Here is a 20,102-nt window from a genome sequence, read left to right on the forward strand (position 1 = left end):
TATCCGTGGATGGAGGGCGTGGCGCATGAAGGCAGATATCCCGACGGCGATTCTTGGCCCGGCCCGCTCGTCATCCAATGCGCTCCGCGCGAACATACAGCTGAACGACATTGCCATGTTTATCGAGGTTGCGAGGCGGGGCAATTTCAGCCTGTCCGCCGCGGCGCTGGGAGTTCCTACGTCGACGCTCTCCCGGCGAGTGAGCGGGTTGGAACGCGATCTGGGAGTGCAGTTGCTCAGGCGCAGCACTCGAAAAATCGGCCTGACCGAGGCCGGCGCGCTCTACTTCGAGCGTTGCCGGGACCTCATCGATGAAGCTCGTGTTGCGCACGAGCAGCTGCATACAAGCATCGCCTGCGCCAGCGGGCAACTGAGCGTGTCGCTACCCGCCTCACTGGCACAGGCACTCGTACCTAAAGTGATCGACGCCTTCCACCGCCGGTATCCCGATATCCATTGTCATTTCGAGTTGGGCAATCAGCACGTCGACCCGATCAGCAGCACCTGCGACGTCGCGTTGCGCTTCGGCCACCAACCGAGCTCCAGCCTGATTGCGCACGTAATCAGCGCGATGACGCCGCGCCTTTACGCATCCGTTGACTATCTTGATAGGCATCGCGCGCCCCGGTCACCGGCCGACTTGGCCAGGCACCAATGCCTTGCCGGCGCGCGCAGGGGCGAGTTCGAATGGGTGTTGCGCTCCGGGGCACGAGTGGATCGGGTGCGGGTATCGGGCAAAGTCGCGGCTAACGATTCCAGCATGATCCGATCATTGGTCCGCGCAGGAATCGGCATTGGGCCCCTCATGAAGTTCGAGGCCGCAAAGGCCGGCGGCGACGACAAGATTTCCCAGGTTCTGCGGCAATGGTCTTTGCTTCCTGTGCCGCTCGTCGCCTTGCTCCCTAGCCGGAAGGTGCCGGCGCGAGTCAAGGCGTTCCTGGATTTCATTCATCCTTATCTGCAGGATTGCTGATGTCTTCAAATGGCATCTATAGCCATTGCCACGCTGATCAGCACGACTGCAGCGATGGAAGCCGCGAACACCCGCCGCGCCCAGCGCACATCATCGCCGGCCGTAAACCCGACCATGGCAGTTTTCAGCCAGTACAGTCCGCTTAATAGAACTATAGAGATGTAGAGATTTCCCACGTAACCAAGCGCCGCCAGGGAAAGCGCGGCCACAAGAAATGCGGCAATGTACAAAACGATGCGCTTCTTCGCTTGATGCCGCCCCTTCACCAGGGGCAGTATGGGGATACACGCGGCTTCATAGTCCTTCCATCTAAACATGGCGATGGCGTACGAATGAGGCATTTGCCATATTCCGAAGATCACGAAGAGCGCGACAGCGGCCGTGTCGATGGTTCCGCGTACCGAACAATAGCCCACGACAGGCGGGATCGCGCCCGATATGCTGCCGACCAACGTGGCGTGGACCGATCTGCGTTTCAGGAAAAGCGAGTACAGGCCTACATAGACAATGTATCCGATGAGCATCAGGACCAGCGGCTCAATTCGACGCGTCGCGACATACAAAAGCCAGAACCCGACGAGACCCAGAATACAGGCAAAGGTCAGAGCCGACCTTATCGAAATGCTGCCGGCGGCCATCGGGCGCGTACAGGTGCGTTCCATGAGCCGGTCGATGTCACGGTCAATCACGTTGTTGGCGGCGCATCCGGATCCGATTACGAGCGCGACTCCAGATATCACCAGTGCAATATGAATGGCATCCACGACGCCTCGCGATGCAAGCAGGTAGCCGCCGAAGAGAGATACTAGGTTACCGGCCACGATGCCTGGCTTGACCAATTCGAAATAGGTGCGATGCATAGAATTTTGTCGGGTCGGACTGACCGCAGACAAGGAACAGCAGAACAGGCTTGGATGACAGGAAGAACCGTGATCACGCGATCGGTGGGCCAAAGCCTGGGCCTGTCGGATCAACCGGAAGTCACTGCGATACGGTCGAATGTGGCGGAGGGGTCCCTGAATTACGGAACGCTTCGTTGCAACTGAAGCTTTATACCTTCTGGACGAGAGGGCACGAAAGTGAAATGCCGGACAAAGATCCCGCAGATACCGACGCCGCGAATGACCGATGACGAAGGCCGTCTTGGGACGATTTTGTTGCTACCTCGCTGTTCGGCATCATCGCTCCGAGACAGGCTTAGCCCGGCCCGGCCACAGCAGCCCCCCGGGCCGGCCCACGAGCCCACCACCATGTCATCAGACCGGCAGCCAGCACCACCGGCAACATGGCCGCGTTTAGCGCTTCCCACCCGAAGGCGTCCAGCGCCGGTCCGGCCGCCAGCGTGGCCAGCGCGGTAGCGGCATAACGCAGTATCTCGGCCGCGCCTTGCGCGCGGGCGCGTTCCGAGGGACGGTAGGACTGCGCCAGCAGCGTGGTTCCGCCGACGAACATGAAATTCCATCCCACGCCCAGGCAGAACAGCGCCGCATAGAACGCGGGCAACGACGCCGAGGCCATCGCGATCAGCGAGCAGGCGACGTTCAGCAGCATGCCGGCGCCCAGCACCCGCGGCAGGCCGAGGCGCTGGATCAGCGCGCCGGCAAAGAAAGCCGGCGCGTACATGCCGACCAGGTGCCATTGCATGATGTTGGCGCCGTCACCGATGCTGTGGCTGCACGCCACCGCGGCCAGCGGCGCGGCAGTCATGATGAACATCATCGAGACCGATCCGACTACGTTGTTGGCGAGGGCGGCCACGAACACGGGCTGGCGCGCTACCTCGCGCAGCGGCCGCGCCGGCAGACCGGCCTGGGCCAGGCCGCCCATAGCCGGCGCTTCGGCGTCGCGATAGCCGCCCCAGAGCAGTGCGGCGGACAGCAGTGCCAGCAAGGTCACCATTAGATAGGCGCCGGCGAAGGTCACTGGTGCGAACAGATCACGGCTCCAGGTGGCCAGCGCGGGGCCGGCAACCGCGGCGATGACACCGCCGGCCATTACCACCGAGATCGCGCGGCTTTTGGCTGCGGGTTCGACGGCGTCGGCCGCCGCTAGGCGGTAGTACTGGGCAAAGGCCTGGAACACGCCGACTAGTGCGGTGCCGACACAGAACACCCAGAAATCGGCGTGGAACACGGCCCAAACCGATAGGCCGCCGCCCGCCGCGCCGGCCAGGGCGCCCAGCGCGAAGCCATTTCTCCGGCCGATACGCTGCATCAGCAACGAAGCGAACCAGGTGACCACAGCGCCCGCTACCGTTATCAATGCAAATGGCAGCGTCGACAACGTTCTGTTGGGCGCGAGCATGTGGCCGGTCAATGCCGTCAGCGTCAAGTCGATGGAAATGGCGGCGACGAATAGGCCCTGGCAGATAGCCAAGATACGGGCGTTGCGACGGCCCTTAGTGTGGGAGGCTGATAGGGGCATAGCGCGATCGGTGGGAATGAACGGAATGGGGAGGCCGGTTCGGCAAGCTCGGCCTGGTGGGGTTGACGGGTTCGACAGGCCCGACTTTACCGAAGCACGCACTAGCGCAAATGACGTAATTCCCTTAAAAACTGCCGTGCCAAACAGCGTCACATGTCCAGCGCCTTGGGTCGGGTGCGGTCTGTCGTCGAGGACGGCTCCCGGCCAGGAACGGTCGCAGGAGATCGGGGTCCGTATGGTGTGTAAAGCGCACTCAAGAGCTATTCGTGCCAGAGGCATCCAAGAGCGACGTGTCGCCCGCAATGCGTTGAAATGCGTTGAAATGCGGTGTGATGGGAAGGTCTGGGCAGCGTCCATGCACCCGTGCTAATGTGAACTCCAGTGCACGGGAAAAGCGCCCGTTGCACCGTAAGCGTTCACGTCAACCAACGCACCTGGGACCGCCTTCGCCGCGGACCGGTGCGGCTGCGTGCTCGCGTGGGCCAAGCCTTTCCGGCGTGGGCGTTTCCTTCTCGGAACCGTTATTCATGGCTCACGATTCTGCCCCCGCAGCCCCTGCTGCGCCTTTGGCTGCTGACGCGGACAAACGGCGAAATACCTGCACCGCTCTATTGGTCGCCACGGCGTTCTTCATGGAAAACCTGGACGGCACGGTGATCACGACCGCCGTGCCGGCGATGGCACGAGATTTTGGCGTCATTCCCACGGACCTCAGCCTGGGTGTCAGCGCCTATCTGTTGACACTGGGCGTGTTCATTCCCATCAGCGGTTGGATGGCCGATCGGTTCGGCAGTCGCCGCGTTTTTTCTTCTGCATTGATCCTATTCACCCTTGCTTCTCTGGCTTGCGCACTGGTCAGCAACCTTTGGGGCTTTGTGACGCTGCGGGTCCTGCAAGGGATCGGAGGGGCGATGATGGTGCCCGTGGGGCGCCTGGTGCTACTCAAGAGCACACCCAAGGGCGACTTGATGCGCGTGATGTCCATGCTGATCTGGCCGGGTCTGTTTGCACCGGTGCTGGGCCCTCCGTTGGGGGGCTTCATCACGGAATACGCGTCGTGGCAGTGGATCTTCTATCTCAATATTCCGATCGGCATAGCGGCGCTGACGGCGGCATGGGTCTTGATCCCCGCCGAAGACGGCAATGAACGGCGCCCTTTCGACTGGGCGGGGTTCTTCTGGATAGGCGGCGGGCTGACCAGCCTGCTGTGGGCCCTGGAACTATTCGGCCGGCCCGTTCTGCCATGGGGGCAGATCTACCCTTGCCTGGCCATGGGGCTAGCCTTTCTCTACAAGGGGATCAGGCACCTGAATTGCCATCCCCATCCTATGCTGTCACTGGCGCCCATCAAAAAGCACACCTATGCCGTCAATATCTGGGGCGGATCGTTGTTCCGCATGTCGGTCGGCGCGGTGCCGTTCATGCTGCCTCTGATGTTTCAAGTGGGGTATGGCATGGATGCGTTCCGTGCTGGACAACTGGTGCTGGTGGTATTCGCGGGCAACCTGACGATGAAGCTGTTCACCACGCCGGTGATGAAGCGGTTTGGCTTTCGTCGGATTCTGTTGTGCAACGGCGTATTCAACAGCCTGGCCCTGGCCGCATGCGCGTGCATCGGACCGAAAATGGGTTTTGTGCCCACTGCGATCATTCTTTTTATCGGCGGCCTGTCGCGGTCGATGCAGTTCACCGCTTTGAACACCTTGGCGTTTGCCGATATGCCCAAGGAAGACCTCAGCGCCGCGAGTTCGCTGTTCTCGACCATGTCGCAGTTGGCGCTGGGTATGGGCATTGCGCTGGGAGCCATTGCCATTCGCCTGGGCGACTGGGCCGTGCCGCTGCTTGGCCTGCGGGAGGCCCCGGGGGCCGCTTATCGATTGGCGTTCCTGTTCGTGGCGCTGGTGTCTCTGCTAGGCATGCTGGATCTGCTCGGCTTGAAACACGACGCGGGGAGCGCGTTAAATGCGCCTGAAGAAGAGAAGGAGGCTTAGGGAATTGTCCTTGCCGCGGCTTACGCCGTGGCAAGGACGGATCGCTTTGCACGAATACCGGGCTACCACGAAGTCACCAAGTGGGCGCAGGCCGTGAAGATCTCGGGCGCGTGCATCGGCTGAACCCGGCCTGGCGTCAGCGCAGCACCAGCGCGCGGACGTCGGCCAGTATGCGGGCCGCGATGGCCTCGTCGCCCACCGCCCGGGCCAGGCTGACCGCGCCCACAATGGCCGTGAAAATGGCGGTCGCGCGGTCGGTTGCCTGCGCCCCGCCGCCCAGCGCGGCGGCAAACGTGGTCGATCGCAAGCTTGTATACAATCGCGCCCCCGGGAAACCACCACGCTTTATCGGGGTATTCCCCTATACGGAACGAGAATCGTCTAGTCTCTGGCCAGCCTGCCCTTATTCCAAGCTGCAGCGACACCCCACGCCGACCCGGTCGGCATTTGATCCACTTTTGCCCGATTGCCTGATCCCGGCGCATGTTCCCAGACGCCCGGCGGCCTTTCGCGTGCTTGACCGCCACGGAGGTGCCCACCCCTGTCTACCTGTAAGTCCCCATAAGAAAAAAATAATCCTTTGAACCAAAAGGTCTCTAACCCATGAGAAAGTTCCTCAAAATCGTGGGCAGCCTGGCTGCATTGCTGGTCATTGCGGCGGCGCTGTTTCTTTATTGGCCGCTGCACCAGCGGTCAGTCCCGGCAGCCGAGAACGACAAGCCGGTCGACGCCGTGCTCGTCGGCGGCGGCATCATGAGCGTGACGCTGGCCACCTATCTGCAGGAATTGCAGCCGGACTGGCACGTCGAGCTCTTCGAACGTCTGGACGGCGTGGCACTGGAAAGCTCCAATGGCTGGAACAATGCGGGTACCGGCCACTCGGGCTTTGCCGAACTGAACTACACCCCCGAAATGCCCGATGGTTCGGTCGACATCAAACGCGCCATCAACATTGCCGAGCAGTTCGAGATCTCGCGCCAGTTCTGGGCGCATCAGGTCAAGGCCGGCCGCCTGGGCCAGCCCTCAGACTTCATCAATCCCACGGGCCACATGAGTTTCGTGTGGGGCGATGACCGCATCGAATACCTGCGCAAGCGCCGCGACGCGCTGGTCAAGAGCCCGCTGTTCTACGGCATGCAATATTCCACCGACACCGCCCAGATCAAGCAATGGGCGCCGCTGTTGATGGAAGGCCGCGACCCCAATCAGAAGGTTGCCGCTACCTACATGCCGCTGGGCACCGACGTGAACTTCGGCGTCATCACCAATCAGCTCACCCAGGGCCTGCAGCGCAACCCCAACTTCAAGCTGCAGCTGCAGCATGAAGTCACCGCCCTGCGCCAGAACGACGACAAGACCTGGAACGTCACGGTCAAGGACCTGAAGACCAACCAGGAACGCACCACCAAGGCGCGCTTTGTCTTCATCGGCGCCGGCGGTGCATCGCTGAAGGTGCTGCAGATGTCGGGCATTCCCGAATCGAAGAATTACGCCGGCTTCCCGGTGGGCGGCCAGTTCCTGGCCTTTGACGCGTCGTCCATCGCCGGACGCCACGACGTCAAGGCTTACGGCATGGCCGACACGGATTCCCCGCCGATGTCGGTGCCCCACCTGGACGCGCGCAAGCTCGACGGCAAGCCGGTGGTGCTGTTCGGACCGTTCGCGCTGGCCACGACCAAGTTCCTGAAGGAAGGCTCGGCGTTCGACCTGTTCTCGTCGGTGAACCACAACAACGTCACCAGCATGGTCGACGTCTGGCTGGAAAACCTGGACCTGGTGAAGTACCTGGTCAACCAGGCCCGCCTGACCGACGAAGACCGCCACGCCCAGCTGCTGAAGTATTTCCCGCAAGCCAAGCGTGAAGACTGGCGCCTGGTGACGGCCGGCGAACGCGTGCAGGTCATCAAGCGCGATCCGGAAAAGGGCACGATCCTGCAGTTCGGCACCGAAGTGGTGACCGACAAGGACAACACCATCGCCGCGCTGCTGGGAGCTTCGCCCGGCGCATCGACCTCGCCCCCCATCATGCTGAACCTGTTGGCCAAAGCCTTCCCGCAGCAGATGGAAGCCGGCTGGAAGGCGCGCCTGAAGGAGATCATCCCGTCGTATGGCCAGAAGCTCAATGACAGCCCCGCGCTGACCAACCAGATTCGCGCCATGACCAGCCAGACGCTGCACCTGCCGTACGTAGAAGTGCCGGTGACGGACAACGCCACGGCCAATACGGGCGTGCCGGCGGTGAACCCACCCGCTGCGCCCAACCCAGCCGCAGCGCAACCGGCCCGCAACGCCAACACCGAGATGCAGGCCCTGTAAGCCAACGGGCACCGCCATCACGAAAAGCCTCGGGGGGAAGCCGGCATGCGCCGGCTTCCCCCCGATTTCTTTGCGACGGCGGCGTCAATCGCGCACGCACATAAGAATTCGACGTTTGAAGACGCTGTTGTGGTGTGGCGCGAGGCTCAATGACTGTATGGGGTGGGAAGCGGCCCGATGCCACGCGCAATCGCACGGGACTTCTACAATTGAACTTAGGCGCAGGCTTTGAGGGCTACCCGCCTGCCCTTGCGGCGATGCGATAATCCCCCCGCGGCGCAACGATTCTGGACGAATCGTTCGCCCGTCGTTGAGTAAACTTCCAATAGCTAACATAGGAAACATCGACATTGTCGCGCGCCCTTCGATATCTCTCGTTGCCGGCCTTACGTTGGGCATTGCCGACGCTGGTCCTTCTGGCCGCCGCCGGGTGCGGGTCTAATTTCGCCGATAGCCCGGCCAAGGCTGACACCGCATCCAACGCGCACACGCCGCTGCGCAAGCTGAACCCCGCTCCGACGCAGGCCTATGAGATACGGCTCACACTTGCTAATGCGTCCGATCTCTCAAGCGCAGCCGACGGCAAATCGCCGTTTACGGTAGTAGAAGGCACTGTGCAGTTCGACGCCAGCAACGGTGCCCGCTGTGGAAAATCCAACGCCCTGTCCGGCCACGTGCCGACATTGTCCAGCCACGAACCATTCCGCCTTTCCCGTATATCCGCCACCGAGTACGTGGGCACCGTGTATGCCGACATGCTGATCGATGAGGACTATTACGGGCGCGGAGTATGCCATTGGGCATTGACAGAGGCCCGCGTCGCTTTGCGAGCGCGGGCGGACATCGCCGATACGCGATTCGTAGCCGGGCTGCCTGCGAAAAAAGTGCTCGCGGGCGGTACACAGGCGCGCTATTTCTGGAAAGGGTATTACCCCCGATTCAAGGACGGGCAACATGCTGACTATGGCACTCACCAGTTGAATGCCGTTCCGGCCGATAAGGTGAACGAGTTTTTCACCGTGACGCTGACGGCCAGGAAGATCGGTGGCGACGCGCAAGGCAAGTAAGTAACAGGGCGGAGAATACCGAAGCCGCCCCCGGGCGGCCCCGGGGAACGGCAGCGGCAGCGGAATGAACGTCTGCATTACGCCCCTGACAATCGGCGACTGGCCGACCTGGACGCCGGCCGCCTCGTCACGTTGCGGATCGAGCACTTCCTGGCGCGCACGGCACGCCGTGAGCGTTGCGGCCCTATCGCCGCGGTGCTATAAAGCCGTGTCGGAAAAGGCAGACTTGGTCTGGTAAGCCCAAGTCCTTTCGGTAACGAAAGCTCTGGTCTTTGGCCTCGTGCATGAGATCCCACGACGAACATCGGGCGCTATCCCAGCGTCCAGTCGTTCGTCGGCGCGGGTGTCTGCTTGCGAAACGCTTCCGGGATCTGGTCGGCACCCGCGACGGCGCGACGTATTTCGCCGAACGTGTCTGGGGCGTATCCCAACGCTACGACTTGGGCAGCAGCCATCCGCTGGTCGGCCGCAGCATGCCCGATTTCGAACTGGCCGACGGCACAAGAGCGGGCACCCTGCTGCGCCAGGGCAAAGGCCTCTTCCTGGACTTCGCGCCTGCCGCCTCAGCGGATGCGTCTTGGGATGCGCTGACCCGCGGCTGGCGGCAGCAAGTCAATTATGTCGCGGGTGACGCCCGTGAACGGCTGGGTTTGCGGGCAGTGTTGGTGCGGCCTGACGGCATCGTCGCGTGGGCCACCGATTCCCACCCGGACGAAACCGGGGCAGCGCAAGCGCTATCGTGTTGGTTCGGCGGCGCGTAGGAAGCTCGGCCTTATGCCACGCGTTCCAGCAAGCGCGGAACGGAAGACGCCAGCAAGGCAAGCCCGGACGCGGTCAGCAAACCCAACACGATCTGCCGGAAGCGCGCCTCGCTGATGCCGATGTACAGCTTGGCGCCCAGCAGCGTGGGCACCAGCATGGCCGGCGCCACGATGGCGAACATCGGCAGCATGTCGCGCGTCACGATGCCTGTTGCCAGGTACGTGCCCATCGTCACCGCCAACATCGACAGGTTGAAGTTCTGAATGATGGCGCGTTGCTTGTCCTTTTCGAAGCCGCGCAGCGTGCACCAGAGCGTGGGCAATGTGCCGGAAAAGCCACCGATGCCCCCCAGCACGCCGCCGGTGAAGCCCGCGGTTCCGTCAGCCAGACGGCCGCCAGCCGTGATCTTCGGCATGTTCTTGGCCAGCAGCATGGCCGGGCACCAGACGATCAGCAAGGCGCCCAGCAGCGCCTTGAACCAATCCATGTCCAGCGTCGGCAACACCGCCACGCCGATCGGAATGCCGGCCAGTCCGCCCAGCACGAACGGCAGCAGCTGCTTGAAATCGAACCCGCGCCGAACCGTGATGGCCGCCAGCACTTGCCCCACCAGCGCACCGAACACCGCCAGCGTGGCCGCCAAACGCGGCTCCAGCGCCCAGGCCCAGAACGACATCGCAACCAACCCGAAGGCAAAACCCGACAAACCCTGCACGAAACCCGCGACCACCGCGCCCAGCGCCACCACCAGATACACCGATTCCATCGTCATCCTCTATGTTCTATTTTTAGCCCCGCCGAGGGTTTGGGGCGGACGGTATGCATTGTGGTTCATAGCCATAAGAGAAAAATTCCCTTTCTTGATGGCCGAATAAGGGTTTGCTTATGGCGCGCCCCGCCCCGCGCCGCCAAAACCCGGACGCGGGGTGATAACGTTCACCGCAAGCACCTGAAAACTCCGCCCCATCCGCGAGCAGCAAGACACACCATGACAGCAGCCCCGATCGCATTGCCCAACGCCCTCGCGGCCTCCCTGCGCCCGCTTCAGCTCCATGACGCGGCGGCGTGGTCGGCATATCTGAACCGCCCCGGCGTCATAGAACACACAAGCTGGGGCGATATCAGTCCGGCCGCCATCGCAGCCCTCATCAGCGGTTATGCCGAAAACCGCGACGCGCTCCGCTGGGCCATCGTGGACACAAGCGGCCGCCTGTTGGGCACGGTAGGTTTGAACGAAATAGCTCGCGCACATGGACGCGCTGAACTAGCCTATGACCTTGACCCGCTTCACCAAGGCCGTGGGTTGGCGACGCACGCTGCGCTTGCCGTCATGAATTGGGCGCACGATGCCCTGGGCCTGCAACGCATTCAGGCCACCGTCCTGGACAGCAACGCTTCCTCCATTGCCGTCCTGGAGCGCATCGGCATGCAGCGCGAAGGAATCCTGCGCCAGTACCGCAAGGTGCGCGGCCAGGCGCGCGACTACTGGATGTACGCGGCGGTTCGGACGGGCCAAGGAACAGCCGTTCCCCGCCCGTCGCCGCATCAGAGCACTTGAATATCCCTCGGCCGCAAGGTCGGTCACGCCACCGGAGTCCCGTATGGCACTGAAGCACGCGAATCCGCTGGAAGTCATCGACCTGTTTCATCGTCCCAGCCTGGAGCCCGCCCCGCCGGTCAGCGTCAGTCTGCTGCGCACGGCAGAATTGCAGATCATCCGGCTCGTGCTGCCTGCAGGGCACCGGATGCCCTCGCATCAAGTCCAGGGTGTGGTGACCCTCCAGTGCCTTCAGGGACGGGTCGACATCGATGCCTCAGAGGGCCGATGCACGCTGACAGAAGGCCAACTGGTGACGCTTCCCGGAGATGAGCCCCACAGCCTGTACGCCGACGTTCCGGCTATTGTGCTCCTGACCTTGATACACCCGCTTCCCGGCAAATGGCGTCCCCGAGACGAATAGGGCCGCCACGCCGTGCCTTGGTGCACGGCGGGACGCAGGCTTGCCCTACTTGTCCAAGCCCGCCATCAGCACATATTTGACCTCGACGTATTCTTCGATCCCGTAATAGCTGCCCTCGCGGCCGTAGCCTGAGTGCTTCATGCCGCCAAACGGAATCGATGCGGTGCCGACGGAGCCGGAGTTCAGGATCACCATACCGGCTTCGATGTTCCTGGATAACCGGAAGGACCGCGCCAGATCACGCGTGAAGACGTACGCCACCAACCCATATTCGGAATGGTTCGCGCGCGCGACGACCTCGTCTTCGGTGTGGAACCGATACACCGCAAACACTGGTCCGAAAATCTCGGTGTGCGCCACGCGCATGTCGTCGGTCAGGCCGGCCAGTACCGTGGGCTCGTAGAACAGCCCGCCCTTCGCATGGGGTTTGCCTCCCAGCACCACCTGCGCGCCGGCGCGTTTGGCGTCATCGACCAATTCGGCCACCTTGTCGATGCCCGCCTGATTGATCAACGGCCCCACTACGAACGCTTCCTGCATGCCTTGGTCCACCCGGATCCGGGCGACTTTCTCGGCTACCGCCGCCACAAAACTGTCGTGGATCGCATCCTGCACGTAGATGCGGTTGGGCGAAATGCACACTTGGCCCGAATTACGCAGCTTCGCGGCAACCAGGTTCGTGGCCGCATCGTCGATGCTGGCGTCGTCGAAGACGATGAAGGGCGCATTGCCTCCCAGTTCCAACGTCATCTTCTTCAGGCCGTTGCCGCAGGCGGCAGCCAGCATTTTGCCGACAGCCGTGGAGCCGGTGAACGAGATCTTGCGGATGCGCGAGTCGCCGGTAAACAGTTCCCCGATCTCTTTCGGATTGCCGGTGACCATCTCGAACACGCCTTCCGGGATGCCGGCCTTGCGGGCGTACGCAAGCATCTTGTACGCGGTCAAGGGGGTCAGTTCGGACGGCTTGATGATCATGGTGCACCCCGCCGCCAACGCGGTGGCGATCTTGCGGGCGATCATCATGAACGGGAAGTTCCACGGCGTGATGGCTGCGGTGGGGCCGGCGGGCTCCTTGAACACCAGGATTTCGGCGCCGGCGGCGTGCGACGGAATGGTGTCGCCATAGACGCGCTTGGCTTCTTCGGCATACCACTCGATGAAACCCAGTCCGTAATCGATTTCGCCCAAGGCTTCGGGCAGGCATTTGCCGTTTTCCTTGACCATGATCTCGGCGAACACGCGCTTGTCCGCGCGAATCAGTTCAAACCAACGGCGCAGCAGGTCACCACGCTCCTTGGCGAGTTTGCGGGACCACTGCGGGAAGGCGCTGCAGGTTCGATCGATGGCGGCCTGGATGTCGGCTGCGCCCAGTTCGGGCGCTTCGCCGACGATCGAGCCGTCGGCGGGATTGAATACGTTGATCATGATGGTGTTCCTGTCGGGTTGAGGAATGCCTGAGGCACGGATGTAATGCTAGGATTTCCGACACGATCATTCGATGGCCTACGGTCTTTGTTTATTGCCTAAAACTATTGGGCTGGATATTTTTGTCACTTCCATGGCAAGCTGTTAACCCACCGCCCGACCCTGTCCCGGACCATGCCCGACAACCCCAAACCCGACGACTTGCTGGCCCCCGTGCGCCAGCGGATGGCCCGCCTGCTAGACGTGCTGGCGCCCACCGAGGGCTACAACCTGACGGTCCTGGAAGACGTGCGGCTACTGCGTTCCAACCGCCCGCTGAAGTCCGTTCCCGTGCTGTACGACCCCGGCATCGTGATCGTGTGCCAGGGCAAGAAGCGAGGCTTTTTCGGTGGGCAGACCTACTTGTACGACGCGCATCAATGCCTGGTCGTCTCGGTGCCGGTGCCCTTCACGATGGAGACGGACGCCAGCGAAGCTGAGCCCTTGCTGGCCCTCTACATGCATCTGGACTTCAAGCTGGCGGCCGACCTCATGTTGCAGATCGACCAGTTGGGCGGTTTTGTGGCGGCCGAGCCGAAAGGCATGATGTCCAGCCCCATGGATCCGCCGCTGACGGATTCCGTGCTGCGTCTGCTGCAAGCGCTGGGCGACCCCATCGAGGCGCAGGTCCTGGGGCCGGCGCTTGTGCGCGAAATCTACTTCCGCATCCTGACTGGTGCGCAGGGGCCGGCCATGCGGGCGGCACTAGCCATGCAGGGCCAGTTCGGCAAAGTCGTCCGGGCATTGCGCAGGATCCACGCCGCTTTCAAGGACGACCTGACCGTGGACCAGTTGGCGCGGGAAGCGGGCATGAGCGTGCCGGCGTTCCACGTGCATTTCAAGGCGGTGACCAGCACCTCGCCAATGCAGTACCTGAAATCCACGCGCCTGCACCACGCGCGGCTGCTGATGGTGCGCAATTCGATCACGGCGGCCGCGGCCAGCGCCGCAGTCGGCTATGAAAGCCCGTCGCAGTTCAGTCGGGAGTTCAAGCGCCTGTTCGGACGCAGCCCGGTCGAAGAGGTGAACCGGATGCGGGCGGATTTTGCCGTGCCGCCGGCCTTCGCCGCGTCGGCTTACGTCTCGTCCCATTGAAGGGGCAAGGGAATCCAGGGCGCGATAGGCTACAGTGCGAAGGGTCGAGCGACATTTCGCGCTCCCAAGCAGCGCCCTGCCCGCTGAATGATTGCATCGGCCTGATGGGCCATCGCAACAGTCGAGGTCAGCCGCAGCGCCGCGCGCACACGAATCCAGGAGAAGTACAGCAGTGAACGACACCCGCACAACGGATACTGATACATCGGAAGACCGCAAGGAACAAGAGCCCCGACTTTGGCGTGATGACGGCTGGACCGCCCGGATCATCAAGAACGAGGACGACGACGGCTGGGCCGTTGAAATGACCCTGGACGGCCAGGCCGAGCCGGCCCTGGTAGGCCCGTGGACCATGGGCCGCGACAAGAAGAACCCCAAACCGCTCGACTCCCCCGCCTTCTTCACCCTGGTCAAGACGGCCAACGAAGTCCTGCGCCGTCACGAACAGCAATTGCATGCGACGCTGCACAAGAGCGTGAAGATCGACGCCGCCGCCGGCCGCCTGACCGTCAAGCTGGACATCGTTCCCGACGAAGATGAACCCTACGCCGTCCTGAGCGCCTACGACGAACTGGGCGAACAACTGGCCCAGGTCAACGTTGCGCCGACGTACAAGCTGAACGTGCAACGCGCATCAGAGTGGGTCAGCAACGGCTTTCCCAAGCACGGCTGACCCCGCCCGCGGTCATTGCGCCAGCGGCCCCACCGCAATCGCGATTTTTCCTTGAACGCCGTGGTTGGGGCTTTCAAGCCGGGCATGCGCCAGCGGAATATCGGCAAGCGAATAAACAGCGCCTACGTGTGGCCGCAGCTGACCGCGCGTGACCAAGGCGCTCAGCTCATCAAGCTTGCCGCGGTGCTGTCTGGTGAACACGAAGTGGTAGCTCGCGTTCTTGCCCCAGGCCTGAACCAGGTTTTGGGGCTGCGCAATATCCACGATCGTCACCACGCGGCCAAGTTGCGCAAGCGCGTCGGGGCTGCGCGACAACGTGTTGCCGCCAATGGTGTCGAACACGACATCGACGCCGCGCCCGCCCGTTTCCCGCATGATGGCGTCGACGTAGTCTTCCTTTTCATAGTCGATCACCACATCGGCGCCCATGCGCCGGGCGAACTCGAAGCTTGTTTCACGCACGGTCGTGAACACCCGCGCACCGATCGCTTTTGCCAGCTGGATCGCCACGTGCCCCACGCCCCCTGCTCCGCCGTGCACCAGAATGCTCTCGCCCACCCTGAGCCCCGCACGCACGGTCAGCGCTTCCCATGCCGTCCCGCCCACCAAGGTCAGGCTTGCCGCCTCAAGATGGCTTAGCGACGCCGGCTTCTTTCCGACGATGCTTTCGGCGGCAACGTGGTATTCGGCATAACTTCCCGGCCCGTCGAATATTTGCGGGGTGTACCAGACTTCGTCCCCGGGCGAGAACGCCGTCACACCTGGCCCGACGGCTTCGACAACGCCTGATACGTCGTGGCCGGTGATGGCCGGCAACGGCACTAGGTCGGGATAGTCGCCACGCCGAACCTGGTAGTCCAGGGGATTGATCGAGGTCGCCTGTACTCGAACCAGGACCTGCCCCGTGTGCGGCACGGGCGTGGGCAGGTCGCGAAGTTCGAAAGCGTCCGGGCCGCCAAAAGAGTTGAGTGTTATCGCTTTCATTGCAATCCTTCGTTTCGGCAAAAAGGGATATCGGGAATTATCGATATAATGGAGTAAAAAATTACAGCTCTTTCCCGATCACCTGGGCCAGAGCACGGATGGTTGCTTCGTTTCGCTTGTAGTAGGTCCACTGCCCGATACGCCTGGCTTCGACCAGGCCAGCACGTTGCAGCGTCGCAAGATAATCAGACACGGTGGATTGCGACAGCCCAACGCCTTCTTGAATACTGCTGACGCAGACGCCGACCGTATGCACGTCACCTTCATCCTGTGGAGGAAAGTTCTTGGCCGGATCCTTCAGCCCTTTCACGATGTCCAGGCGGGTGCGGTTCGAGAGCGCTTTGAATATTTCGAGCAAATCCATAACCGGATTGTATCGGTATTTCCCGATATGTCAATACGATAGTCAAAGCAGGCGCAACTCATCGGCTTTTGGCAATCACGCCACTCATGTACTGATTCAGATCGCGAAAATCCTGCACCGTCCAGGTGTGTGGCGCCAGCTTCACGCCGTTCTCCCGCAAGGTGCGGGGAATCAGGTCTCCATTGGGCCGAAGGATTACCGACGAAACAATGACGCCCGGATAATCATGGAGTCGTTTCTTGAAAGCGGCGGTGGTCAAATCAGGGGTGGGAGGATTGCTTTTCTTGGCCAACGGCCCGGTCCCCTTGATATCCGCGCCATGGCACATGGCGCATCTCTGGGTAAAGAGATTCTTTCCATTGCCATTTTGCGCGAAGGACACTGATGCTTGAGTCAGCAGCACAGCCCCTAGCGAAGCAATGCAGAATGCGCGTACTTTCATTTCGCCTTGTTGTATAAACCTGAGCACTATCAAGAGCAAACTCCGGGGTGTACATTCCGGAGTGCCTGGCACGGCCGGCGGGCCGTGGCTCATTGTCGGCCGCCGCGCGGGCCGCATTATCGCAGACGGCAGCAGTGCACACGAACACAATAGGCATGGCGCCTGCCTATTGCCCTTCCATGCGCTGACTTCGCGATGGCCTCCCTATCAACATGACCCCCCCGGCCAGCACAAACTGCCTGCTGCCGGCGAGCAGACTTCGCATGCAACGACATTTTTCAAGTGCCCTGTTCTTTGCCCTCATTGCCAGCGTCGGTGTTTTTAGTCCTCCGACGCACGCCCAGCCCCCATCGACGCCAAAGGTGCAAGCCGGCGAGGGGCGCCCATACGAAATCGCGGACAGTGAAGTCTGGGACGTGCCCGACCCGGTGTCGGGGCGCGGCTACCAGGTCTTCGTTGCCCTGCCGCCGTCCTATGCAAAGCAGCCACAGCGGCGCTACCCGGTGCTGTATGTGACCGACGCCGATTACGCTTTTCCGATCATCCGGCAATTAGGACGCCGCCTGAACGTCGAAGGGCCCAAGATAGAGGAATTCATCCTGGTCGGCTTGTCTTATGGCAAGGGTGAAGATGGCGGGCCGAGCCGCCAACGTGACTACACGCCGACGCCCAATGGCCCAAGCTCGGCCCCCGCCAACGCCGTCCATGGCCAGTCGCGCGCCTATCAAGCGTATCTGCGCGATCAGGTCAAACCATTCATCGCGGATCGTTATCGGGCCGACACTGCCCGCGCAATCTTTTTGGGGCACTCTTACGGCGCCCTGCTTGGGACGCAGATCCTTTTCACCGAGCCCAGCTTGTTCAGCGGCTATATCCTCGGCAGCCCGTCTCTCTGGTATGACAAGCGGTATGCCTTCACGCTCGAAGCGCAATACGCCAAGCAGAATCAGGACCTCGCGGCAAATGTCTATCTGTATGTCGGCGCCTTTGAGGCTCTGCGCAAAGGGGATCGGCGCTACAACCAGACGGTGGACATGGTCGCCGACAACCGGGCGCTGGAAACGGCCTTGCAGGGCCGCAAGTACCCGGGCTTGAAACTGAAATCAGCGGTCCTGAACGACGAAGACCATCTCAGCGTCGCCCCGCGTGGATTCACGCAGGGCCTGAAATATCTGTTGCCTGTCCGCTGAAACCAATGCCGTCCCCACGCGCCCATCAGCGCCAGGACCGGCTTCCCACATGAATGTTTACTACCGGACAGCAAGGTTTCTGATACATTGACGCCCAAAATCAATACAAGCGCGGCCATTTTGCGGCCCCGCTTGCGCCGGGTATGACAGCGGCGCGCAGATGGTCTTTCCAGGGCATGCCGCGCTGAAGGGCTCAACTCTCAACAGTAGAACTTTGGGGTAACGGTCAAAATGAGAAAATTGGCACTGCTTGTTGTCTTGCCATCGCTGCTTGTGGGGTGCACTTCTGGGCAGATGAACATGCTGATGGGCACGCGCAATAAAACCTATAACGACGTCAATTCAATCTGGGTCGGCAGTACCGAAGAACAACTGATCTCGAAGTGGGGTCCCCCCAAAAAGAGCTATACGCTTGAAAGCGGTGCAAAAATCGTTTCATACGAAGAAATCTGGGGCCCTATGTCCGCGTATCACGTATGCATCGAAAAGTTCATGATCGACAAAGGCGTGGTGACCAAGTGGGGGATTTCGGATTGCCCATCGCGCATTTCGGGCACCCTGCCGAAAGACAGCCCTATTCCGCAACCTACCATGTAGGGAAAAGCGTCCTTGCGCGACACGCGCAAGGATTAGCCGGGTTGCGTCGGGCCTGCAAATAGATTCACACCCCTGCCCACCCTTGGGCTGTTTGCTGCGCCCGCCGCGCCTGTTTGTCCGCATACATAAGCCGGTCAGCTTCCTTGAGCGCGGCTTGTAGCGAACTGACAGCGGGATCCACGCTGACAATGCCAAAGCTTGCGCCTCGATAGTCGAAACTGCACTCATCTGAGGTATAGGTACCGATCAGCGGCAGCGCCAGCCGGCTGCGCATCTCGTCGACGACCCTTTGCGGATCGTCGGACGCGGACGGGGTCACGAGTCCAACCACAACGAACTCGTCGCCACCCCATCGACCCAGCACATCGCTTGCCCGCAGAGCCGCCGACATGCGCCGGCCAACCTCGATCAAAAATTTGTCGCCGGCCTCATGCCCATAGGTGTCGTTGATGGGTTTGAATCCATCCAGATCGATAAAGGCCACCAGCACCCATTGCTGCGTGCGCTTTGCCAGAGCGAACAACCGCTCCAACTCGGCCAATACTGCGCGTCGATTCGGCAGGCCGGTCAGCGCGTCATAGTTGGCCGCATACCGTTCATCCTGTCGGCGCATCACGATTTGGCGGGCCACATGGCCAGATAGCAGGATCACGATCAAGCCAAACACCGCAACCAGCCCCGCCATCCAGACATGCTGTCTGCGCATGGGAGCAAGATGCTCCAAACTCGCCAACGTGAGCAACTGATATTGGGTACCCGACAACGGCTGTTGCCGCAGCAGATAGGGCCTGCCTTCGATGAGCCACTGGTCGGCACTGTCTGACCCGTCTGCCGCGCGCACATCCATGAGCTCGCCTGGCTCTTCTTCGCCGTCCGGCGGAAGAACCGTGCCTGGCGGAAGAAGCGCCGCGACGTTGCGTAGCATGAACGGCTCCGACGAAGCCGTGATCACGCGCCCCTGGCGATTCACGATCAGCGCAACATGGCGCCCTGTCAGATAAAGCGCCACCTCTGGCGCGTCGAACTTGACCGTGACTGAGCCCAACGGCACGTCGTTCGAGTCCTCGATGCGACTGGCCACGAAATAGGATGGCGATTTATTCAGACGAGCAATACCGAACGAATGGCCATTGCCGGTGCGCAACGCATCAATGAGGTAGGGCCGGCCCGAGTAGATCATGCCCACGATGCTGTCCGGTTCGGCCCAATTGCTGGCCGTCACCGTATCGTCCGACATATTGTTCATGTAAATGCGCGCGTAACGCAGATCACTGGCCAGTGCGTTCATGACGTCGCCCACCCTGCGCACCAAGGGGTCTCGCGCAAACTGCGCAGCGCGCTCTTGCCGTGTCAGCTCGGCGACGCCTGGCGGGTCTGTGCGATAGCGAATTGCGAGCTCAATCACCAGACTCTGCCGCGCCACCATATTGGCCACGCTCACCATCTCGGTAAACAAGCGGTCCATCACGCGCACGGTCGTTTTAGACTCGTATTCGGCGCTGGCCGCCAGTCTAGCCAGCTGCGCAGTCACGATTCTCTGCGAAACCCACCACCCCAGGCCCGCTATCAGCGCTATCCAGACGACGGCCAACCACAGTGTGACCCGGCGCACGGAGGGCCGCATCTGTTGTTCACGCCTGCCTTGCTGCAGCAACACGTCGCTCCCCTCACGAAACAAGCGTCCAAAACAACTTTCTGTATCGTTCGTGGCCCTATTGCTCCTGGCTGGAGTATAAGCGTCGACTCTCTGGCGATCCTATGAAAATCCACTATTCAAGCGCCCAATATCCCCCGGGCCT

Annotated in this window: 20 protein-coding genes; 11 read left to right on the top strand and 9 right to left on the bottom strand. The window is 61.7% G+C overall.

Annotated features, from left to right (window positions below; genetic code table 11):
- Positions 1–25: 25 nt before the first annotated feature.
- A complete protein-coding gene (locus CEY09_RS07420; protein ID WP_088588136.1) occupies positions 26–973 on the top strand; it encodes a LysR family transcriptional regulator in 948 nt (315 codons plus the stop codon).
- 5 nt (positions 974–978) lie between these two features.
- Here CEY09_RS07420 and cyoE read toward each other — a convergent pair whose 3' ends face one another.
- Entirely contained in the window at positions 979–1,833 is an 855-nt protein-coding gene (gene cyoE / locus CEY09_RS07425; protein ID WP_088588137.1) for a heme o synthase, read from the bottom strand.
- Positions 1,834–2,170: 337 nt separating this feature from the next.
- A complete protein-coding gene (locus tag CEY09_RS07430) occupies positions 2,171–3,397 on the bottom strand; it encodes an MFS transporter (RefSeq protein WP_088588138.1) in 1,227 nt (408 codons plus the stop codon).
- A gap of 527 nt (positions 3,398–3,924) precedes the next feature.
- On the opposite strand from CEY09_RS07430, the gene CEY09_RS07435 reads away from it, so the two are divergent.
- The gene (locus CEY09_RS07435; RefSeq protein ID WP_337360711.1) at positions 3,925–5,388 is read left to right on the top strand and encodes an MFS transporter; all 1,464 of its coding nucleotides are present in this window, start codon (positions 3,925–3,927) and stop codon (positions 5,386–5,388) included.
- A gap of 136 nt (positions 5,389–5,524) precedes the next feature.
- Here CEY09_RS07435 and CEY09_RS32140 read toward each other — a convergent pair whose 3' ends face one another.
- A complete protein-coding gene (locus CEY09_RS32140; RefSeq protein WP_158218657.1) occupies positions 5,525–5,695 on the bottom strand; it encodes a hypothetical protein in 171 nt (56 codons plus the stop codon).
- A gap of 296 nt (positions 5,696–5,991) precedes the next feature.
- Between CEY09_RS32140 and mqo the strand changes: the two genes are divergently transcribed.
- From mqo to CEY09_RS07450, 3 genes are all read left to right on the top strand, one after another.
- A complete protein-coding gene (gene mqo, locus CEY09_RS07440) occupies positions 5,992–7,704 on the top strand; it encodes a malate dehydrogenase (quinone) (RefSeq protein ID WP_088588140.1) in 1,713 nt (570 codons plus the stop codon).
- Positions 7,705–8,054: 350 nt separating this feature from the next.
- Positions 8,055–8,771 carry a hypothetical protein gene (locus CEY09_RS07445; protein WP_088588141.1) on the top strand — a complete coding sequence of 239 codons (717 nt, stop codon included), beginning with the start codon at positions 8,055–8,057 and terminating at the stop codon, positions 8,769–8,771.
- 284 nt (positions 8,772–9,055) lie between these two features.
- Complete coding sequence (locus CEY09_RS07450; protein ID WP_208625054.1) at positions 9,056–9,532, top strand: aromatic-ring hydroxylase C-terminal domain-containing protein; 477 nt, start codon at positions 9,056–9,058, stop codon at positions 9,530–9,532.
- A gap of 11 nt (positions 9,533–9,543) precedes the next feature.
- Here the strand turns inward: CEY09_RS07450 and CEY09_RS07455 are convergent, their stop codons facing one another.
- Positions 9,544–10,299: a sulfite exporter TauE/SafE family protein gene (locus CEY09_RS07455; RefSeq protein WP_175216733.1), complete on the bottom strand. Its 756-nt coding sequence runs from the start codon at positions 10,297–10,299 to the stop codon at positions 9,544–9,546.
- Between the two features lie 222 nt (positions 10,300–10,521).
- Between CEY09_RS07455 and CEY09_RS07460 the strand changes: the two genes are divergently transcribed.
- Both CEY09_RS07460 and CEY09_RS07465 read left to right on the top strand, forming a co-directional pair.
- A complete protein-coding gene (locus CEY09_RS07460; protein ID WP_088588143.1) occupies positions 10,522–11,091 on the top strand; it encodes a GNAT family N-acetyltransferase in 570 nt (189 codons plus the stop codon).
- A 43-nt stretch (positions 11,092–11,134) separates the two neighbouring features.
- Positions 11,135–11,494 carry an AraC family ligand binding domain-containing protein gene (locus tag CEY09_RS07465; protein WP_006223156.1) on the top strand — a complete coding sequence of 120 codons (360 nt, stop codon included), beginning with the start codon at positions 11,135–11,137 and terminating at the stop codon, positions 11,492–11,494.
- A gap of 45 nt (positions 11,495–11,539) precedes the next feature.
- Here the strand turns inward: CEY09_RS07465 and CEY09_RS07470 are convergent, their stop codons facing one another.
- On the bottom strand, positions 11,540–12,919 hold the full coding sequence (locus CEY09_RS07470; protein ID WP_088588144.1) for an NAD-dependent succinate-semialdehyde dehydrogenase: 1,380 nt from the start codon (positions 12,917–12,919) through the stop codon (positions 11,540–11,542).
- Between the two features lie 174 nt (positions 12,920–13,093).
- On the opposite strand from CEY09_RS07470, the gene CEY09_RS07475 reads away from it, so the two are divergent.
- Together CEY09_RS07475 and CEY09_RS07480 are read left to right on the top strand one after the other, a co-directional pair.
- Positions 13,094–14,053 carry an AraC family transcriptional regulator gene (locus CEY09_RS07475; protein ID WP_088588145.1) on the top strand — a complete coding sequence of 320 codons (960 nt, stop codon included), beginning with the start codon at positions 13,094–13,096 and terminating at the stop codon, positions 14,051–14,053.
- A gap of 172 nt (positions 14,054–14,225) precedes the next feature.
- The gene (locus tag CEY09_RS07480; RefSeq protein ID WP_088588146.1) at positions 14,226–14,726 is read left to right on the top strand and encodes a hypothetical protein; all 501 of its coding nucleotides are present in this window, start codon (positions 14,226–14,228) and stop codon (positions 14,724–14,726) included.
- Positions 14,727–14,738: 12 nt separating this feature from the next.
- Here the strand turns inward: CEY09_RS07480 and CEY09_RS07485 are convergent, their stop codons facing one another.
- The 3 genes from CEY09_RS07485 to CEY09_RS07495 all read right to left on the bottom strand — a co-directional run bounded on the left by CEY09_RS07485 (position 14,739) and on the right by CEY09_RS07495 (position 16,516).
- A complete protein-coding gene (locus tag CEY09_RS07485; RefSeq protein WP_088588147.1) occupies positions 14,739–15,710 on the bottom strand; it encodes a zinc-dependent alcohol dehydrogenase family protein in 972 nt (323 codons plus the stop codon).
- A 61-nt stretch (positions 15,711–15,771) separates the two neighbouring features.
- Positions 15,772–16,074, bottom strand: a complete 303-nt coding sequence (locus tag CEY09_RS07490; protein ID WP_088588148.1) for an ArsR/SmtB family transcription factor — start codon at positions 16,072–16,074, stop codon at positions 15,772–15,774.
- A gap of 58 nt (positions 16,075–16,132) precedes the next feature.
- Positions 16,133–16,516 (bottom strand): c-type cytochrome, encoded by a 384-nt coding sequence (locus tag CEY09_RS07495; RefSeq protein ID WP_088588533.1) that lies wholly within the window; start codon positions 16,514–16,516, stop codon positions 16,133–16,135.
- 263 nt (positions 16,517–16,779) lie between these two features.
- Between CEY09_RS07495 and CEY09_RS07500 the strand changes: the two genes are divergently transcribed.
- Positions 16,780–17,706: an alpha/beta hydrolase gene (locus CEY09_RS07500; protein ID WP_234818245.1), complete on the top strand. Its 927-nt coding sequence runs from the start codon at positions 16,780–16,782 to the stop codon at positions 17,704–17,706.
- A 300-nt stretch (positions 17,707–18,006) separates the two neighbouring features.
- Positions 18,007–18,303 (top strand): hypothetical protein, encoded by a 297-nt coding sequence (locus CEY09_RS07505; RefSeq protein WP_234818246.1) that lies wholly within the window; start codon positions 18,007–18,009, stop codon positions 18,301–18,303.
- Positions 18,304–18,367: 64 nt separating this feature from the next.
- On the opposite strand, the gene CEY09_RS07510 is transcribed toward CEY09_RS07505, so the two are convergent.
- Positions 18,368–19,927, bottom strand: a complete 1,560-nt coding sequence (locus CEY09_RS07510) for a sensor domain-containing diguanylate cyclase (protein ID WP_088588151.1) — start codon at positions 19,925–19,927, stop codon at positions 18,368–18,370.
- Between the last annotated feature and the right edge of the window lie 175 nt (positions 19,928–20,102).

Origin of the sequence: Achromobacter marplatensis (genome assembly GCF_002209535.1) — a bacterium.
GTDB lineage: Bacteria > Pseudomonadota > Gammaproteobacteria > Burkholderiales > Burkholderiaceae_B > Achromobacter > Achromobacter marplatensis.

What these genes read in the sequence shown, in the direction of transcription:
- CEY09_RS07420 (WP_088588136.1), top strand. Translation starts at nt 26, where the DNA reads ATGAAGGCAGATATCCCGACGGCGATTCTTGGCCCGGCCCGCTCGTCA.
- cyoE (WP_088588137.1), bottom strand. Translation starts at nt 1,833, where the DNA reads ATGCATCGCACCTATTTCGAATTGGTCAAGCCAGGCATCGTGGCCGGT.
- CEY09_RS07430 (WP_088588138.1), bottom strand. Translation starts at nt 3,397, where the DNA reads ATGCCCCTATCAGCCTCCCACACTAAGGGCCGTCGCAACGCCCGTATC.
- CEY09_RS07435 (WP_337360711.1), top strand. Translation starts at nt 3,925, where the DNA reads ATGGCTCACGATTCTGCCCCCGCAGCCCCTGCTGCGCCTTTGGCTGCT.
- mqo (WP_088588140.1), top strand. Translation starts at nt 5,992, where the DNA reads ATGAGAAAGTTCCTCAAAATCGTGGGCAGCCTGGCTGCATTGCTGGTC.
- CEY09_RS07450 (WP_208625054.1), top strand. Translation starts at nt 9,056, where the DNA reads ATGAGATCCCACGACGAACATCGGGCGCTATCCCAGCGTCCAGTCGTT.
- CEY09_RS07455 (WP_175216733.1), bottom strand. Translation starts at nt 10,299, where the DNA reads ATGGAATCGGTGTATCTGGTGGTGGCGCTGGGCGCGGTGGTCGCGGGT.
- CEY09_RS07460 (WP_088588143.1), top strand. Translation starts at nt 10,522, where the DNA reads ATGACAGCAGCCCCGATCGCATTGCCCAACGCCCTCGCGGCCTCCCTG.
- CEY09_RS07465 (WP_006223156.1), top strand. Translation starts at nt 11,135, where the DNA reads ATGGCACTGAAGCACGCGAATCCGCTGGAAGTCATCGACCTGTTTCAT.
- CEY09_RS07470 (WP_088588144.1), bottom strand. Translation starts at nt 12,919, where the DNA reads ATGATCAACGTATTCAATCCCGCCGACGGCTCGATCGTCGGCGAAGCG.
- CEY09_RS07475 (WP_088588145.1), top strand. Translation starts at nt 13,094, where the DNA reads ATGCCCGACAACCCCAAACCCGACGACTTGCTGGCCCCCGTGCGCCAG.
- CEY09_RS07485 (WP_088588147.1), bottom strand. Translation starts at nt 15,710, where the DNA reads ATGAAAGCGATAACACTCAACTCTTTTGGCGGCCCGGACGCTTTCGAA.
- CEY09_RS07490 (WP_088588148.1), bottom strand. Translation starts at nt 16,074, where the DNA reads ATGGATTTGCTCGAAATATTCAAAGCGCTCTCGAACCGCACCCGCCTG.
- CEY09_RS07495 (WP_088588533.1), bottom strand. Translation starts at nt 16,516, where the DNA reads ATGAAAGTACGCGCATTCTGCATTGCTTCGCTAGGGGCTGTGCTGCTG.
- CEY09_RS07500 (WP_234818245.1), top strand. Translation starts at nt 16,780, where the DNA reads ATGCAACGACATTTTTCAAGTGCCCTGTTCTTTGCCCTCATTGCCAGC.
- CEY09_RS07505 (WP_234818246.1), top strand. Translation starts at nt 18,007, where the DNA reads ATGCTGATGGGCACGCGCAATAAAACCTATAACGACGTCAATTCAATC.
- CEY09_RS07510 (WP_088588151.1), bottom strand. Translation starts at nt 19,927, where the DNA reads ATGCGGCCCTCCGTGCGCCGGGTCACACTGTGGTTGGCCGTCGTCTGG.